18 protein-coding genes and 1 tRNA gene are annotated in these 16,637 nt (G+C 55.3%); 9 read left to right on the top strand and 10 right to left on the bottom strand.

The window, feature by feature from the left end; all coding sequences use genetic code 11:
- Nucleotides 1-92: 92 nt before the first annotated feature.
- Nucleotides 93-1,994 carry an ATP-binding cassette domain-containing protein gene (locus tag JJL52_RS03350; protein WP_202050974.1) on the bottom strand — a complete coding sequence of 634 codons (1,902 nt, stop codon included), beginning with the start codon at nucleotides 1,992-1,994 and terminating at the stop codon, nucleotides 93-95.
- A gap of 172 nt (nucleotides 1,995-2,166) precedes the next feature.
- On the opposite strand from JJL52_RS03350, the gene JJL52_RS03345 reads away from it, so the two are divergent.
- Nucleotides 2,167-2,964 carry an inositol monophosphatase family protein gene (locus JJL52_RS03345; protein ID WP_236994015.1) on the top strand — a complete coding sequence of 266 codons (798 nt, stop codon included), beginning with the start codon at nucleotides 2,167-2,169 and terminating at the stop codon, nucleotides 2,962-2,964.
- A 113-nt stretch (nucleotides 2,965-3,077) separates the two neighbouring features.
- On the opposite strand, the gene JJL52_RS03340 is transcribed toward JJL52_RS03345, so the two are convergent.
- Entirely contained in the window at nucleotides 3,078-3,470 is a 393-nt protein-coding gene (locus JJL52_RS03340) for a hypothetical protein (RefSeq protein ID WP_202050973.1), read from the bottom strand.
- Between the two features lie 82 nt (nucleotides 3,471-3,552).
- On the bottom strand, nucleotides 3,553-4,095 hold the full coding sequence (locus JJL52_RS03335) for an HPP family protein (RefSeq protein ID WP_202050972.1): 543 nt from the start codon (nucleotides 4,093-4,095) through the stop codon (nucleotides 3,553-3,555).
- A gap of 135 nt (nucleotides 4,096-4,230) precedes the next feature.
- Here JJL52_RS03335 and JJL52_RS03330 point away from each other — a divergent pair, with 135 nt between their 5' ends.
- The 6 genes from JJL52_RS03330 (at nucleotide 4,231) to JJL52_RS03305 (ending at nucleotide 9,367) form a co-directional block, all read left to right on the top strand.
- On the top strand, nucleotides 4,231-4,584 hold the full coding sequence (locus JJL52_RS03330; protein WP_202050971.1) for an FUN14 domain-containing protein: 354 nt from the start codon (nucleotides 4,231-4,233) through the stop codon (nucleotides 4,582-4,584).
- 191 nt (nucleotides 4,585-4,775) lie between these two features.
- On the top strand, nucleotides 4,776-4,976 hold the full coding sequence (locus JJL52_RS03325; protein ID WP_202050970.1) for a cold-shock protein: 201 nt from the start codon (nucleotides 4,776-4,778) through the stop codon (nucleotides 4,974-4,976).
- Between the two features lie 173 nt (nucleotides 4,977-5,149).
- Nucleotides 5,150-6,076 (top strand): AEC family transporter, encoded by a 927-nt coding sequence (locus JJL52_RS03320; protein WP_202050969.1) that lies wholly within the window; start codon nucleotides 5,150-5,152, stop codon nucleotides 6,074-6,076.
- A gap of 20 nt (nucleotides 6,077-6,096) precedes the next feature.
- Nucleotides 6,097-7,320 (top strand): competence/damage-inducible protein A, encoded by a 1,224-nt coding sequence (locus tag JJL52_RS03315; RefSeq protein ID WP_202050968.1) that lies wholly within the window; start codon nucleotides 6,097-6,099, stop codon nucleotides 7,318-7,320.
- On the top strand, nucleotides 7,320-9,215 hold the full coding sequence (locus JJL52_RS03310; protein WP_202050967.1) for an ATP-binding cassette domain-containing protein: 1,896 nt from the start codon (nucleotides 7,320-7,322) through the stop codon (nucleotides 9,213-9,215). The genes JJL52_RS03315 and JJL52_RS03310 overlap by 1 nt, the downstream gene beginning before the upstream one ends.
- Nucleotides 9,216-9,279: 64 nt before the next feature.
- A tRNA-Ser gene (locus JJL52_RS03305) sits at nucleotides 9,280-9,367 on the top strand.
- Between the two features lie 425 nt (nucleotides 9,368-9,792).
- Here the strand turns inward: JJL52_RS03305 and JJL52_RS03300 are convergent.
- Complete coding sequence (locus tag JJL52_RS03300; protein ID WP_236994014.1) at nucleotides 9,793-10,530, bottom strand: Aq_1264-related membrane protein; 738 nt, start codon at nucleotides 10,528-10,530, stop codon at nucleotides 9,793-9,795.
- 176 nt (nucleotides 10,531-10,706) lie between these two features.
- A complete protein-coding gene (locus tag JJL52_RS03295) occupies nucleotides 10,707-11,198 on the bottom strand; it encodes a hypothetical protein (protein WP_202050966.1) in 492 nt (163 codons plus the stop codon).
- A gap of 346 nt (nucleotides 11,199-11,544) precedes the next feature.
- On the opposite strand from JJL52_RS03295, the gene JJL52_RS03290 reads away from it, so the two are divergent.
- On the top strand, nucleotides 11,545-13,206 hold the full coding sequence (locus tag JJL52_RS03290; protein ID WP_202050965.1) for an MASE1 domain-containing protein: 1,662 nt from the start codon (nucleotides 11,545-11,547) through the stop codon (nucleotides 13,204-13,206).
- Between the two features lie 187 nt (nucleotides 13,207-13,393).
- On the opposite strand, the gene JJL52_RS03285 is transcribed toward JJL52_RS03290, so the two are convergent.
- The 3 genes from JJL52_RS03285 to JJL52_RS03275 all read right to left on the bottom strand — a co-directional run bounded on the left by JJL52_RS03285 (nucleotide 13,394) and on the right by JJL52_RS03275 (nucleotide 14,803).
- On the bottom strand, nucleotides 13,394-13,744 hold the full coding sequence (locus JJL52_RS03285; RefSeq protein ID WP_202050964.1) for a hypothetical protein: 351 nt from the start codon (nucleotides 13,742-13,744) through the stop codon (nucleotides 13,394-13,396).
- A 205-nt stretch (nucleotides 13,745-13,949) separates the two neighbouring features.
- Nucleotides 13,950-14,333, bottom strand: coding sequence for a hypothetical protein (locus JJL52_RS03280; protein WP_202050963.1), 384 nt, complete (start codon nucleotides 14,331-14,333; stop codon nucleotides 13,950-13,952).
- A 314-nt stretch (nucleotides 14,334-14,647) separates the two neighbouring features.
- Nucleotides 14,648-14,803: a hypothetical protein gene (locus JJL52_RS03275; protein ID WP_202050962.1), complete on the bottom strand. Its 156-nt coding sequence runs from the start codon at nucleotides 14,801-14,803 to the stop codon at nucleotides 14,648-14,650.
- Between the two features lie 268 nt (nucleotides 14,804-15,071).
- On the opposite strand from JJL52_RS03275, the gene JJL52_RS03270 reads away from it, so the two are divergent.
- Nucleotides 15,072-15,272 (top strand): hypothetical protein, encoded by a 201-nt coding sequence (locus JJL52_RS03270; protein ID WP_202050961.1) that lies wholly within the window; start codon nucleotides 15,072-15,074, stop codon nucleotides 15,270-15,272.
- Nucleotides 15,273-15,512: 240 nt separating this feature from the next.
- Here the strand turns inward: JJL52_RS03270 and JJL52_RS03265 are convergent, their stop codons facing one another.
- Nucleotides 15,513-15,866 (bottom strand): hypothetical protein, encoded by a 354-nt coding sequence (locus JJL52_RS03265; RefSeq protein WP_202050960.1) that lies wholly within the window; start codon nucleotides 15,864-15,866, stop codon nucleotides 15,513-15,515.
- A 57-nt stretch (nucleotides 15,867-15,923) separates the two neighbouring features.
- A complete protein-coding gene (locus JJL52_RS03260) occupies nucleotides 15,924-16,634 on the bottom strand; it encodes a TVP38/TMEM64 family protein (RefSeq protein WP_202050959.1) in 711 nt (236 codons plus the stop codon).
- Between the last annotated feature and the right edge of the window lie 3 nt (nucleotides 16,635-16,637).

Raw genomic sequence — 16,637 nt, 5'->3', positions numbered from 1 at the left:
GCGCGTACCTTAACCCTGCTACTAACAAAGCGCTGTAAAAAAGGTACGCGCAGCGTACCCTACGGCTGCACACCCGGTAAGGGAACGGCCGCTCAATCCTGCTGTGCCGCCGCGAGCTTTTCCTCCGCTTCCAGCCAGAGCGCCTCGGCGTCTTCGAGCGCCTTGTCCACCTGGGTCTTTCGCGCCATCACGTCTTTCAGCCGGTTTTTCTCCGATTCGTGATAAATCGCCGGATCGGCCAATTGCTGTTCCAGTTGCCGCTGTTCCTGATGGAATTTTTCGACCGCCTGCTCGGCTTTTTTCAACGCATCCAGTAGCGGTTTGTTGCGCTGGCGGCGTTCGGCCTCCAACCTGCGCTGATCTTTACGGTTGACGCCCGGTGCGGACGCGGCGTCGGACGGCGCCGTGTCTTTCGTCTCGGATTTTTTCTGCTCGCCGAGCCAGTTTTTATAGTCGTCCAGATCTCCATCGAACGGTTCGACCTTGCCGTCCGCGACCAGCAGCAGCCGGTCGGTAACCGAGCGCAGCAAATGCCGGTCGTGCGAGACTGTGATCAGCGCGCCCTGATAGTCCTGCAGCGCCATGATCAGGGCCTCGCGCATTTCGAGATCGAGATGGTTGGTCGGTTCGTCGAGCAACAGCAAATTCGGATTCTGGTAGACCAGGAGCGCCAGCACCAGCCGCGCCTTCTCGCCGCCCGAAAACGGCCGCACCGGCTCCATCACTTTGTCGCCCTGAAAATCGAAACCGCCCAAGAAATTCCGCAGGTCCTTTTCGGTCGCCTGCGGGTCCAGTTTCTGGAAATGCCAAAGCGGCGACTCCTCCATGCGCAGCTGTTCGAGCTGATGCTGGGCGAAATAGCCGATCTTCAGGTGCATCGACTCGTTTCTCTTACCGGCTAAAGGCGCCATCGCGCCGGCCAGCACCTTGATCAGGCTCGACTTGCCCGCGCCGTTCGGTCCCAAAAGCCCGACCCGGTCGCCCGGCGACAACGACAGTCCGGCCTTGCGGACCACGATCCTCTCGCCGTAGCCGATATCCGCAGTGTCCAGCGTCAAGAGCGGATTCGACATCCGGCCGGGTTCGGCGAAACTGAAATGGAACGGCGAGTCGACATGCGCCTGCGCAATCAATTCCATCCGCTCCAGCGCCTTGATCCGGCTTTGCGCCTGCCGGGCCTTGGTCGCCTGTGCCTTGAAGCGGTTGATGAAGCTCTGAATATGCGCGATTTCGCGCTGCTGCTTCTGAAACGCGGCCTGCTGCTGCGCAAGCTTCTCGGCGCGCATTCGCTCGAACGCCGAATAGTTGCCGGTATAGAGGTTCACCTTGCCCTGTTCGATATGCGCGATGTGGTCGGCGATCGCGTCGAGAAAATCGCGGTCGTGCGAGATCAGCAGCAGCGTGCCCGGATACCGGCACAGCCAGTCCTGCAGCCAGATCACCGCATCCAAATCGAGGTGGTTGGTCGGCTCGTCGAGCAGCAGCACATCGGAGCGGCACATCAACGCCTGCGCCAGATTCAACCGCATCCGCCAGCCGCCTGAAAAAGAACCGACCGCGGCCTGCTCCTGAGCCGGCTTGAAGCCGAGCCCGCTCATCAGGCGCGAGGCACGCGCCTGAGCTTCATAGCCGCCGATCACGTCGAGCGCGGCATGCAGCTCCGCCTGCTTCAGGCCGTCATGGGCCGCTTCGGCCGTTTTCAGCTCAGCCTGGAGACGACGCAGTTCCCGGTCTCCGTCCATCACGTAGTCGATCGCGCTGCATTCGGCGGCCGGCGTTTCCTGGGCCACGTGCGCAATTTCGAGCCCCGGCGGCATCGAAAAATCGCCCGCATCGGGATGCAGCTCATCCCGGATCAACGCGAAGAAGCTCGACTTGCCGGCCCCGTTCGCGCCGGTAATTCCGACTTTTTCGCCCTGGTGAATCGTAAACGACGCCTCGTCGAATAGCAGCCGCGGGCCCCGGCGCAGGGCGATATTTTTAAAATTGAGCATGAAAAATCATCAATAAATCCGTAATGCTTCGAGAGGCGGTTTCATGTGCTCCCGATCAACGGGCCAATATAACAAAATCTCCGCCCCACGCAAGGCGGCCTGGGACTTTTTCGGCCAGCCGAAGCGGGGCAGCTGGTATAATGGCGGCTTTTGCATTGGTTTCTGCTGCGTTATGCCAAACCCTGCCGTTACCGGGACTGCCCCAATAAGGGTAACCCAAGCCGCGCTTGAAAAGGTGATCCGCGATGCCGGCATGATCGGCATGAAATATTTCAATAACCGCAAGAACGTCGCGATCAACAAAAAATCCGCGCGCGATTTCGTGACCGAAGCCGATGTCGCGATCGAGGCGTTTTTGAAGGAAACCCTGACCCGGGAGTATCCCGAATACGGCTTCTGGGGCGAGGAAACCGGACAAAGCGCCGACCAGACCAGCCGCTGGATCGTCGATCCGATCGACGGCACCCATTCGTTCGCGAAAGGCCAGTACGGTTGGTCGATCAGTATCGCGCTCGAAATCGGCGGCGAGATCGTGCTCGGCGCGGTATATGCGCCGGTATTGAACGATCTTTATATCGCGGAAAAAGGGAAAGGGGCGTTCAAGAACGGCGAACGGACTTATGTTTCTGACGAAGCGGTGCTCGGTGATGCGATGATCTCGACCGGTTTCGCCTGCCTGCGCAACTATCTGGCCGAAAATAACCTGGAACGCTTCTGCCGGATCGCGCAACGCACGACCGGCCAGCGCCGGTTCTGCTCGGCCGCGCTCGACCTGTGCATGGTCGCAGACGGGCAGGTCGATGCGTTCTGGGAGCAGGAGCTGAATTTGTACGACGTCGCCGCCGGCGCGCTGATCGCGCTGGAAGCGGGCGGCTCCCTGACCGACTTCAAAGGCAATCCGGGACTGTTCCCGAAACAGATCCTGGCGACCAACGGCAAGCTTCTCGACCAGATATTGCCGCTGATGTAGACCTGCGGCATTCGCGTAAAACGATATTTCACAAAAAACCCGCCAAGCTTAAAAAAACCGGCGGGTCTGTTAGCGCCCCTCAGCAATTAAACTGACGCTATCTTCGTGCCGTTTTAATCGAATATGAGTGAGAATACGTCGACTTTGCCTTGAACCTGATGCCTGTCATAGCTGTAGATCGCCGGACCGTAAGCCGGATCCACATACTCGACATTCCAGGCTACGGTTTTTTCGCTGCCTGCGTGCGGATAGTTGTAAATGGCCGGCCCGTTAGCCAAGCTGACATAAACAATTTCCGGCCGCAGCGATGTTTTTTCCGCCGCACTCGCACTGCCGGGATAGCTGTGAATGGCCGGACCGTAAGCCCGGGTCGTATAAAGCACGGCTCCCTCGGTTTCCGTGCCCGGCTCGTCATTGGCCCCGGCGTTGAGGGAAAGCAGGCTTGCGAATAATATCGTGATCGTGATGGGCAGTTTTTTTAATATTTTTTTCTTGAGCGTTGTCATGGCGCCCTCCTCTGATGTGTCTAGGTGGTACATCACTCGGACCCGTCGACAAACGCTTCGTTCCTGCTTTTTTGTAAATTCGTCAATCGCTCCAGCCGCCCCAAAACATCGTCGACGGCGACCGTTCGAACCAGGCGACCGGGTAGCGGGCAAGCCCCGGATAGCAGCGGCTCCAAATCACGGCGATCAATGCAAGGCTCAGCACTCCGACCAACACCGGCTGCCACAGCGCCGGCCATCCCGCATGCGCGAAAATCATCAGGATCGGATTCGCGCCTGCCGGAGGATGCACTGTTTTGGTGAACAGCATATAGGTTAACGTCAGGATTTCCGCCAGTGCGTAGACCCACAGGGCATCCCCGAACGCCTGGTAGCAGGCAATCCCGATGGTAGCGCCGCCCAGATGTCCGCCCAGCAAGGCGCGCGGCTGCGCGGCCGGCGCTTTGGTCAGACCGAATAAAAAAATGGTCGAGCCGCCCAATGAGGCGAGCAATAACGACGACATCGGCGGCCCCGCCAGCCACAAGGCCAGCGTGATAGCGGAAGCGGCACCCAATAGGCACCAGGATAGGCGAACAATCGAATAACGATGCATGGTTTCGGCACTCGGCAGAGGTTTCTTCAAGGACAAGCCATCCCGGCTTGTTCCCGACTGTTTAGGTCAAATTTCTCAAGTATATTTACCTTCCTGAATTTTATATACTATCGGCAGTCATTCCGGCAGCACGAATCATGCCTACCATCCATTTTATTTACTGTTATGGCTCAAAAATCCATCGACCTCCCCTCGGCCTCCGATAACGATATCTTCAGCGCGCCTTTTTTACTGGGCAATGTCGGCGCCCCTTTCGTGATCGGCATGGCGGTCGGCTATTTCGCCAAAAAGATGCTGAAGACCGCGCTGTTCGTCGGCGGCGGACTGGTCGTGCTGATGTTCGCGGGCGAGTATTACGGCCTGGTCACGATCAACGGCGCTCAGCTCGAACATGTGGCGGATACGGCGGCGCAGGCCGCCAAGGATTCGGGCAGCTTCCTGGTCGACCGTTTGTCGACGATTACGACCCGGGGCGTTAGCGCCGTGACCGGCTTTTCGTTGGGATTCAAGCTAGGTTAAAAGCTAAGCTGTTGACAGGGAGCGCAGGTGTCCTTTAAGATGAATCGAGTCTGAGTGATTTACCGTTGCTTATCTCTACGCAGTTCCTTGTTTATTGCTTGTCCTGTTTATCATAAGTGATTCGCGTTATTCCCCCGGCTCTAACCACCCGCCTTGAAGGCTATTTTTCATTTTTTTAAAGGACATAAACGATGGCAACTGGTACCGTAAAATGGTTTAACGCAGAAAAAGGTTTCGGCTTCATTCAACAAGAATCGGGCCCCGACGTTTTCGTACACTTCCGCAACATCGTCGGCACAGGCTATAAGTCCCTGGACGAAGGCCAAAAAGTAAAATTCAACATTACTCAAGGTCAAAAAGGCCCGCAAGCCGAAGAAGTCACTCCGCTTTGATTTCTTTGTTCCGGCTGCAGGCTTTTATCGGCCTGCAGCCGGATCACCACCCGATTCGCCAGCCTCGCCTGGCCCTCTCCTCTCATCCCCCCTGCGGCTTCTTTCTGCAGCCGAAACCCTTCTTTGCGCTACCGGGTGTTAAAATAGCGCATCGTTAAATCATCAGGGACTTCATGACTTCGACATTGTGGCAAATGTTCGCGTTGATTGCCTGCGGCGCGGCATGGCGCTACGGCCGGCCGGCCGGACTGTCTGCAGAACAGACACGGACCGTGCTGACCACCCTGGTCTATTACCTGCTGCTGCCGGCGTTGGTACTGGAAGTGCTCTGGAAGGCCGACGTCGGATTCCATTCGCTGCAATATACTCTATTCGGCACGCTTTGCCTGGCGTTCGGGATGCTCGGCATCTGGGCATGCGGCCATATGCTCCGGTTCAAACCGCAGCAAATGGGTGCGGTCCTGTTGGCGGCGGCGTTTCCGAACGTAACCTACCTCGGCCTGCCGGTCCTCGAACAGGCCTTCGGCCATTGGGCTCGGTCGGTGGCGATTCAAATCGATTTGTTTGCGGTCGCGCCGGTCCTGTTCACGGTCGGGATTGCGGCCGCGCGCCATTTCGGCCAAAACGGCGACAGCGTTCGCCAGCCGGTCGGATCGTTTTTGACTGCGCCTCCCTTTCTGGCCGCGATGCTCGCGGTCGTTCTGAACCTCTGCCGCGTCCCGCTGCCCGACGGACTCGCCTCCGTACTGCAGAAATTGGGCGCAGGCGTGGTCCCGTTGATGCTGATCTCGCTGGGCCTGGCGCTGAGCTGGCAAGCCGTTACCCTGCGCAATCTGCCGCACGTAGCACCGGTGATCCTGATCAAAATGGGGCTGATGCCGTTATTCGCGCTCTGGTTCAGCCGGTATTTGACGCTCGATCAGGCGCATAAAAACGCCTTGACATTGGAAATGGCGATGCCGTGCATGGTGCTCGGTATCGTGTTCTGCGACCGTTACCGGCTCGACAGCGCGCTTTACGCCATGTCGGTCACGCTCAGCACGCTGCTGAGCCTTGTCACCCTGCCGTTCTGGTATCGGGTCGCGGCCGGTGGATTTTAACCTCATGCAGACCTAAGACCATGCCGATACTGGAAATCTTTTCGCAAGGCGAAGAAATCGTCACCGGCCAGACCGTCGACACGAATGCGGCCTGGCTCTCCGAGCAGGCCGTGCAGCTCGGTTTCACAGTCACCCGGCATACCGCGGTCGGCGACAAACTCGGCGACTTGGTCGGCTTGTTGAAGGAAATTTCCGAACGCGCCGACTGCTGCCTCTGCACCGGCGGGCTCGGACCGACCAGCGACGACCTGACCGCCGAAGCGGTCGCCGAGGCGTTCGGCCTGCCGCTCGAATTCGACGAGACCGCCTACCGGCAGATTCAAACCTATTTCAGCAACCGCCAGCGGCCAATGCCCGAGGTGAACCGCAAGCAGGCGCTGCTGCCGCAAGGCTCGATCCGTCTCGATAACGACTGGGGCACCGCGCCGGGCTTCGCCTTGCAGGCCGGCCGCTGCTGGTTCGCGTTCATGCCCGGCGTGCCATCGGAAATGCGTAATATCTTTCTGGAACGCGTCAAGCCGTTGCTGCCGGACCGCTTCGTATTAACCCCTTCCAGATTGGTCACGATCAAGACCCTAGGCATCGGCGAATCGGACATCCAACAGCGTCTCGACGGCCTCGAAATCCCGACTTCGGTGCAGATCGGGTTTCGCGCCGGCATCGACGAAGTGCAGACCAAGCTGCTGTTTCCGTCCGGCTATCCCGAAGAACACATAACTCTGCTGACGGCGGACATGGCCGCACGGCTCGGCAATTTCGTGTTCGGCATCGACGGCTTGGCCGAGGAAGTCGGCAATCTCGCCTCGGTCGTCGATCAATTAATGATGAAAGCCGGTAAAACGCTGGCCGTCGTCGAAACAGCGAGCCAGGGCCTCTTAGCCGCCAAATGCCCAGGCGCCGCATGGCTCAAAAGCGCGCTGTTTGAGCAGTCAATGCCCGCGTTGAGCCGGCGTTTCGGCATGCCTATTGACGAAAACAATTTATCCTCTGCCGGCTCGAAACTCGCGCGCCTCCTGCGGGATCAGCAGGCAGCCGATTTCGCACTGGTCCAGCTTTACGAGGGTGGTCCGGTCCAATTCCACGATAAAGATCGGTCGATCATCCTCTATAATACGCTGCTGACCGGCGAATCCTGCCGACAAAGCCGCCACAACCTCGGCGGCCCTATAGGCCGCAAACAGAACCAAGCCGCGCTGCTCGGACTGGACCTTCTGCGCCGCCATTTACAAAACCGACAAATCTGATGCCGCTATTACGCTTAACCAATATCTCGATCGCCTTCGGCGTGCATGCCCTGTTAGACAGCGCCAATTTCCAGCTCGACGCCGGCGAGCGGGTCGGCCTCTTGGGCCGCAACGGCGAGGGCAAATCGACGCTGATGAAGATCATCGCCGGCCAGATCCAGGCCGACCACGGCGAAATCTGGCGCCAGCCCGGCCTGAGACTGGCCTGGCTCGAACAAGCGCCCGATCTGCCTGCCGATGCGACGATCTATGATGCGGTCGCCGGCGGACTCGGCGAACTCGGCGAGTGGCTGACCCGCTACCATCATCTGTCGCAGTCCGCGCACGACGAGCAGGCATTGCGCGAACTCGGCGAGCTGCAGCACAAGCTCGAAGCGCATAACGGCTGGCATTTCGGCAACCGCGTCGATACCACGCTGAGCAAGCTGGCCCTGCCCGGCGACCTGAAGATCAGCGAACTGTCCGGCGGCTGGAAGCGCCGCGTCGCGCTGGCCCGCGCGCTGGTGATCGAACCGGAAGTCCTGCTGCTCGACGAGCCGACCAACCACCTCGACTTCGAAAGCATCGCCTGGCTCGAAGAGCAACTGCTGATGTTTCAGGGCGCAGTCTTGTTCGTCACGCACGACCGCGCCTTCCTGCAAAAACTCGCGACCCGGATCATCGATCTGGACCGCGGCAAGCTGGTGTCCTGGCAAGGCAATTACGACGACTACCTGCGCAGGAAAGCCGCCGCGCTCGAAGACGAGGCAAACCAGAACGCCGAATTCGACCGAAAACTGGCCGAGGAAGAAGTCTGGATACGTCAGGGCATCAAGGCCCGGCGCACCCGCAACGAAGGCCGGGTGCGCGCCCTGGAGCAGCTGCGCCGCGAACGCACCCAGCGCCGCGAGCGGCAGGGCACGACCAGCATGACCCTGGAGCGCGGCGAATCCTCCGGCAGAAAGGTGATCGAAGTGAACGACATCAGCTTCGCCTATGGCGATCGGTCCATCGTCAGCCATTTCTCGACGCTGATCCAGCGCGGCGACAAGATCGGCCTGATCGGCGCGAACGGCGCGGGCAAATCGACCCTGCTGAAACTGCTCCTGAAGCAGATCGAACCGGACAGCGGCACGGTCGAACAGGGTACCCGGCTCGAAATCGCCTATTTCGACCAGCTCCGCGACCAGCTCGACCCCGAGATGACCGTCGCGGACACGATCGCGCACGGCAACGATTTCGTCGATCTACCCGGCGGCAAGAAACATGTGATGTCGTACCTGGCCGACTTCCTGTTCGCGCCGGCGCGCGCCCGTTCGCCGGTCAAAAGCCTGTCCGGCGGCGAAAAGAACCGCCTCTTGCTCGCCCGGCTGTTCACCAAACCGGCCAACCTGCTGGTGATGGACGAACCGACCAACGACCTCGACCTCGAAACGCTCGAATTGCTCGAAGAAAAACTGGTCAATTACGACGGCACGCTGCTGCTGGTCAGCCATGACCGCGCCTTCCTGGACAACGTCGTGACGAACGTCTTCGTACTGGACGGTACCGGCAAGATCGAGGAATACGTCGGCGGCTACAGCGACTGGCTCCGGCAGCGCCCCGAACCCGGACAGAAAGCGCAACCGGCCAAGAAAGCACCGGAAAAGGAAAAAGCCGAACAGCCGCAGCCGGCCAAAAAGAAAAAGCTCAGTTACAAGGAGCAGCAGGAACTGAATCAGCTGCCCGAACGGATCGAACAGCTCGAAACGCGCCAGGCCGAACTGAACGGCCTGATCAATTCGTCCGAATTCTATAAGAACGACCAGCCCACGATCGCGAAAACGATGGACGAACTGAATCAAACCGCCGCCGCGCTGGAGCAGGCCTACCAGCGCTGGGACGAGCTCGAAGCCCTGGCCAACGAGTTGGGTTAACCGTTGCCAAAAACGCCGGAATCCGGTATTATTGTGGATTCCCATGCTCATGGGCTCAAAATTCGGAGAGATGGCCGAGCGGTCGAAGGCGCACGCCTGGAAAGTGTGTATACGGCAACGTATCGAGGGTTCGAATCCCTCTCTCTCCGCCAACTGAGCATCCAGTGAGATTCAAACAGATTCAAAAACCCGCAAGTTTACTGGCTTCGCGGGTTTTTTTATGTCCAGCGAAGTCCGACGGGGTACATTGACATGCCCCTTAGCACGGGGGTATAAACTGGGGTACATCACATATCCCCAGAGGAGATACCCCCAATGGCCCTATCCGATACCGCCTGCAAGAACGCCAAGCCGAAGGAAAAACCTTATAAATTGGCGGATGAAAAGTGAATGTCCTGCTTAGCAATGAATGCATGCGTCCGATTACGCTACGCTAATCGGACTACGCGGGCTCCTCTCTAGGGCTTTCCCTTTTAATCTCTCGCCGTAGCAAGTCATCCGGATGGAGCTTGCTCAGCGCCGATTAACCGCGGATTCCGTAAAGCTCCAGAGCTACTCGCTACCTTCCGTCGCCTGCTTAAGGGCTTTCGCGCGTCCAAAAGGCCAGCCAGCGTTCCTTTGGCAGCCACATCTGGGCGAGAGAAGTCAGCAACATCACGGTGGATGCCAGGCTGTAACCGATGCCGCCCAACATGGTCAGCCAGGCAAACTGATAGAAAGATTTGGTGAGCCACCAGGAAATGACATCAACCACCAGAAAGACAAACGGTGTCGCGATCAACAGGCTCTGCCATGGATGAGGAAATTCTGCCATGGCAAAAATCCAGCCCATAAACATAAATATGAAAGCAATTCCGAAAAGATGAATATGAGAACTTCGAGTCAGCGAGTTATAACTCGCCCCTCGGTCAACTTCGGCAGCTTTTTTCAAGTTTTCAAAGCGCGTAAAATCCGGCTGCGCGGAAGTCGCATTATGACAGGCGGCGCAATATCTCTGAATCAAGGGCTCTATTTTGGGTTTCCAAAGCTCGGCGGGCGAACCGTCCCGTGCCCACTGAATCAACTCGAATCTGGCATCATCCGGCGCCATCGGCTTCATGGCGCCTTCCAACATGGCTTCCAACTTGGACCCCGACCGATTGCCGTAGTAGCTGTAAACAATGTCCTCGATAGACAGACCCGGTTTGCCGTCGGCCATGCCATGGGTCAGCATGATCTGAGCCCCGGCCATCAACAAACCGAATCCGATCGTGATCAGATAGCCGGTAAACAGCACCTTGTATTTCATCGGCAACTGAAAGAGTGTGTTCATCATCCTGCATCCTCCCTAACGATGGCTGCGCCTATCCTTTTTACCGTATGTTAGACCATAGAGCTGTAGAGCGGTTCGCATAAGCAAACCGCTCTATTTAGAATCATGATCAAGAATCGGAGGGCGCGATAGGTAACGCTGCATGAGAAATCCGCATCCGACGGAATACCCTACGCGGGCTAGCCGTGCCGGCCATGTCCGCCACCTCCACCCCAATGATGTCCGCCGCCTCCGAAGCCGCCTCCACCCCAATGGTGTCCACCGCCTCCGAAGCCGCCTCCACCCCAATGGTGTCCACCGCCTCCAAAGCCGCCTCCGCCAGCCCATCGGTGGCCGCCGCCAAAGCTTCCTCCGCCCCAGCCACGTCCGCCTTGCCATCCGTGATGTCCACTCCAGTTGTAGCGATGGGAGGGATAGTAGCTGTAATAGTTATAAGACCTGTAAGGCACACCGCCGTAGTAGCTAAAAGACAATGAAGGCCAATAGCCATAATAATCGTAGCTGTTATAGCCGTATGCGGGATAGCTGTAGGCAGGCCCATAGCTGTAACTGCTGCCGTAAGCCGGACCGTAGCCGGTATAAGCCACTGCACCTCCGGCCGGATAAATCGCGCAACCCTGCGAGGCAAATGCCATTCCCAAAATCACCGTAATTCCCGCTAACCGTTTCATAATAAACCTCGCTTTGAACGATCGGATAATCAAGTTATTCGGCCATTCAATCTGTTCATCAAACAGGCATGCTTCTACACTGCCTAACAAAAACCAATCTTTTTTCATTTTGGCTATCAGCTTAGACATTGACCACTGAACGCAGGCTTAATGGATAAGATTTATTTTGATAGGACCGTAGGGCCGGGTTTCGCGTAAGCAAACCGCCGTTTACGGAAAATATGACGGATTGCCTGCGGCAACCGCCTTTACATTGGCTGTCTAAAGATGGCTTGATGCATTGGCTTAACGCGATAAAGCCGTTAGTCCAACCTACCCGGTGTCATTGCATAAAAATAGGATTACGATGGCAAAATCAGTCAATACCTCGTTTCGGTTTATGCTCCTCGTTTATCCCTTACAGATATTTACGCTGGCGGCTGCCTATGCTTTTACCGGTTGGCTAGGCCTTCTGAACGCCATCCCTCCCGGATACGCTACGGCAATTTGGCCACCGTCCGGCATCGCCCTGGCCGCACTTATCTGCTGGGGATTCCGTATATGGCCCGGTATTTGGCTGGGTTCGTTTTTGATTAATCTCTGGATCTCGTTGACTCAATCACCGTATGGCGTGACCCTTCCTACACTGCTGGCTACGGTTAGCATTGCTGTCGGCTCCACGCTGCAGGCGCTGCTCGGGTTCTTTTTACTGAAACGCTGGCTTGGTGTACAGCGACTCTTCGAGCAAGGCACAACGATCTTTGCCTTTACCGCCATCGAAGCGCTGAGTTGTCTCGTCGCCTCCACCTGGGGCGTGACGAGCCTTTCTTTGACAGGCCTGCAGGACTGGTCCGGCTTTTTTGACACGTGGTCCACCTGGTGGCTCGGCGACCTGATCGGCGTTCTCATTATAACGCCTCTTATCGTGGCATGGGACCTTGACCCACAGACTAGGCATTGGCCTTCGCATCCTGCCGAAGCTCTAGTTTCTCTAATTTTGCTAGGGGCAATAACCTTATCCGTGTTTATCGCTCCTGCGTTCTCCTGCACTCCCTTGGCTTTTGTCCCGCTGCCATGTCTGGTATGGTTCGCCTTTCGTTTCTCCCCCGGAGGCGTAGCCCTGGCCGCCTTGCTCGTCTCCGGCATAGCCGTCTATGCGACAAGCATCGGCCTCGGCCCCTTTGCACGAAATAATACGCATGAGTCTCTGTGGCTGCTGCAGGCTTTTATGGGGCTGACGACGATGACCGCCCAGGCTCTGGCGGCAACGGTAACCGGTCAAAGGCGAGCGGAGAAAGCACTGCGTTTGCTGAATGCGGAACTCGAACAGAGAGTGATAGTCCGTACCGCCGAACTTCAGTATAGCGAAACCCAACTGACGACTTCGCTCCAAGAAAAAGAAGCGTTATTAAAAGAAATTCATCATCGGGTTAAAAATAATCTGCAGATCATCACCAGCCTGCTCCGCTTGCAGTCGGATCAGCTAAAAGATCCGGCGGCGCGGAGTCTTTTTCTTGATAGCCAACGGAGAGTACAGTCCATGGCACTAATCCACGAGCAGTTATACCAGGGCAACGAGTTAGTGAATATCGATATATCGGTGTACATCCGTAAATTGGTCAATGCTATTCGCCAGGCTTTTAGGCAGACGCAATCCCAGATTGCCGTCCGTATTGAAGTGCCTATCTTTACCCTTAACATCGACCAAGCTCTCCCGCTCGGTCTAATCGTCAACGAGCTGGTTTCCAATGTTTTTAAGTATGCCTTTCCCTGCAACGCGAGCCGTTGTCCGCCGGGAGAACTTTGGGTGAAAATGACGCTGGAACCCTCCGGCTGCCTGACGTTGGAAGTAGGCGACTCCGGACGGGGACTGCCGGATGAAATCAATATCGACCAGCCGCAATCCATGGGGCTGCAATTGGTGCACGGCTTCGTTTTGCAACTGCACGGCCGCCTTACAGTACAGCGCCATCCGGGCACCCTTTTCCGTATCGTCATTCCGGTAAAATTAAGAGCTGTAGGGTCGTAGGGCAGTTTCGCCGTCAGGCAAACCGCCACTTGTTGACAGTGCGCTTTGCGCCTTTAGGGATTTTTTCGGCTCAGGGCCGTAGGCGTGGCTGACGAAGAAAGCCCATCCTATCGTGCTTTTTGCAACCCAACTTATGATGCATCGATATGTTGGGTTAACGATAAAGCCGTTAAACCAACCTACTAGGCTATTTGTCTTGCCGGCCCTGGCTAACGTTATGGACGTTCCCGGGTTTGGATTGGGCTCGATCTTCCGATACTTTCACGATTACATCCATCATCTGAGCACAAACCGGCAATGCTCCTAAACACATTAACACACCGAATAAATCTAGCGGCACTGTGATAGGGATGGCGGCATACCATAATCGACTTCCCTTATGGTTTTCTTCAAATGGAACAAAAACTTTGTCATGTTGAGCCATATTGATAACCATCGCCGTGCACCCTTGCAGATGGATCATCAACAGAATCAATATTGAAGCTCTTATGAAAAGCATGAGAGTAAATTTTTGGAGCCACAGGGCTGCTTCGCGCAAACCCATCCTTTTCTAAAACGCATGGCGGATTGCCTGGCGGCAAAATATGTCCTTTCCCATAACGAGCGAGAAGCCGCAGATAAAAAAGCGAGTGAGCTTTTCAGCCCACACGCGGCTCTCTTACTGATAGGCTGCAAAGCGGCAATACGTAAAGAAGTATAGCTGATTTACTAGATTATTTTGACTTCGATGTTTTCGATTCAAATTAATATCTGAGTCCTGAAAATGTACCAAAAGCAGCTGTATCCGTCGTGAATTGACCGACGACGCTCAACTTGTCCGCGCTGATTTGCCCATTAAAATTAAGTTGCATGGGGGAACCCTCCTGCGGAGTCAAGACGATGCCCGTCAAAGTAAATGAACAGTCCTTGTTAACGATTGGGTTAGATTGACTATCAACCTCATAAACCGTTTCTCCGATTGTGCATGAGTCGTGAGCGGATCCAATAACACACTCTCCGGTGCTGGGAGTCGATATATCGGTTAAGAAAACACGAAATGCTTTGCCAGTAACATGATTACCTTTACAACCCGCGTTTGCTGCGGCTGAAAAAACAAAAACAAACAAAATTGCGTAAATAAATTTCATAAATAATCCTTATAGCTATTCTAAAAAAGGAGGAAAAATAATATTACAATAATCAAAGGCAATGGATCAATTTTCCCTCTGACTGAAGGTCATCCAGAGGCATAAGGTGGATTGACAAAGGAAGCCTATTCGCGATGGATACCCAACAGGTGGGCTTCATACCTCAGCTCATCTTGCTGGTACGATTAGCGAAGCGTAATTGTACGAATATGAATATACTCATTTCTCCGTTTACGCTTCGCTAGCCGGAGCTACGCGGGCTGGATTTATAAATTTTTGTTTAAGAAAGAGGGTTTGTGATATTGAATAATTTATTAAAAAATCATTGGATTAGGAGTTATCTTGCCGGCAAATACAGCTTTTTGCCAATAATAAAGTGAGTATTGATTGGTATCAATGGATGCTTTCTTTTCCCCTACGATAATCCCAGGTTTGATAATAGCGGAGAAAAGTGTGCTATTGGGCAACATGGCTCTGTTTGGTTTTTAGCCGGTGATTGGAGCGGAAGCCCGACTACTACTTGTACATGTTTAATTTCTGCCGGCAAAACAGTTTATTCTCCAATAACGAGCATCGTATATTTCGATGCGCCTAGTGTATGTGGGCAAGGTCCGGATAACATTCCTGTCAATGTGACGCGCGCTCTAAATGCTTCTTTTATTGTTGGAGTTTCCAATTTATCTGTCCTCGCATCAAGTGGCGAGGGCCGGGAGGCGATTGAAACCGTAGGGATCACGCTTGAAGCCCTTGCCCTCTTGCAGGCCGGATTTCAATCCCATCAAACCCATCTTCACCAAGCTGAAAGCCGGTCTCCGCAAGGCCGCCCAGCAGACCGTCGGGACGCTGGGGAATATTTTCGCCGAACTACTGAATCAATTTACCCCGGCAGAATGTAAAAATTATCTACGCGGCGCCGGCTATTCCGTACAGACAAAATGAAATGCTCTACTAATGGATCGGTTTCATTGCAAGAGTGCATCCCAAAAAGCTAACTGGCATCGTTTTTCGGCAAAACCATTGCATTTTCTCCATCTGTAATCCCGTTTCAGGGTTTATCAACAGTTACAAAATACAATGCCGGATTACTCAAGCTGAAGATTACTCCTGGTCGAGCGTTCCCCCGCCTTTCAAAAGTTGCAGGGCCGTTTTTTCGGACAGAAAAACCTTGCTTCAAAGCTGTCATTTTTCATGGCTGATCGACATCACCGCGATTAACAGGAAAGCGATCGCCAGTACCGGCCAGAAATAAGGCGCCAACATAAAGCAAACCGCTAAAGCAAACACCAGCGCGCCCAGAAAAATGAACATTCCGATCCCTAAAAACAGCATGACCGTCAGGATAACGGCAAGCCCTGCAATCGCCAGAAAGGTCGGGATGGCGGCAATGCGGACGAGCGGCTCGGCGACCGGCTGGCCATTGATCATCACGCTCAGCCGGCCCACCTCGGGATGAAACAGGTAGCTGAGGACCGCTATTACGATACCGATGATGATTACTTTGGTTATCAGTCCGGGATTGCGTCGAGTTGCCATCATTATTCTCCGAAGATTTAAGAGCCGTTGGGCGAGAGGTGTATTGCTTTTTTCGTTTCAATGCGTGGAGTTTTCCACGTTCAATTCCTTCAATAAATTGGCCGCCATTTTTGCGATAGAGATCAATACCGCGGCCAAAACCACTAATCCCAAAGCCAGCAAACCGTAGGAAACAAAGCCGCCCGCAGGCCGGTTTTGAACCAGGCCGGTTAAGTGTTTGGCCGCATAACCGAAATAGACGAGGGTGCCGTTGTAAACCAAAATGCCGGTCGTCGCCCCTAAATAGGGACGGAACTTGACTCCTGTAACCGATAAAGCATAACTGAGCATGGCAAAAGGGAGCGGCGTCAGGCGCAATAAAAACATGACCCGGAAGGCCCGCTTTCCGCTGATCGCCTTGTCCAGGGCGGCAAAGCGCTTGTGTCCGGCAAGGAACGCCTCGACCCTGGCCCGCAAAAAATCCCGCCCCAAAAAAAATATGGCGGAAGCCGACAGATAAGTGGCGATAACGACCACCGTTTCGGCGGTCGCAAGGGGAAATAACACCCCTGCCGCCAAACAGAGCGCATCCACCGACACAAAAACCGGCGTAAGCGCCGTAAACAGGAGGATAAAGCCCAATGGCGCGAACATGCCGAAGCTCTGGATCCAGACTTCCACATCAGGCAGGTAGAGTTCGAGTTCGTGTCCCAGCAATAAAACCAGTGCGACAAAGACCGGAAGCGCGGACAATTTCCAGGTAAGGCGTGATCGGGGCAACGGCGTCATGAA

Origin of the sequence: Candidatus Methylomicrobium oryzae (genome assembly GCF_016745425.1) — a bacterium.
GTDB classification, from domain to species: domain Bacteria; phylum Pseudomonadota; class Gammaproteobacteria; order Methylococcales; family Methylomonadaceae; genus Methylomicrobium; species Methylomicrobium oryzae.
The sequence above is the reverse complement of the archived record's forward strand: the minus strand, read 5'-3'. Positions and strand labels throughout refer to the sequence as shown.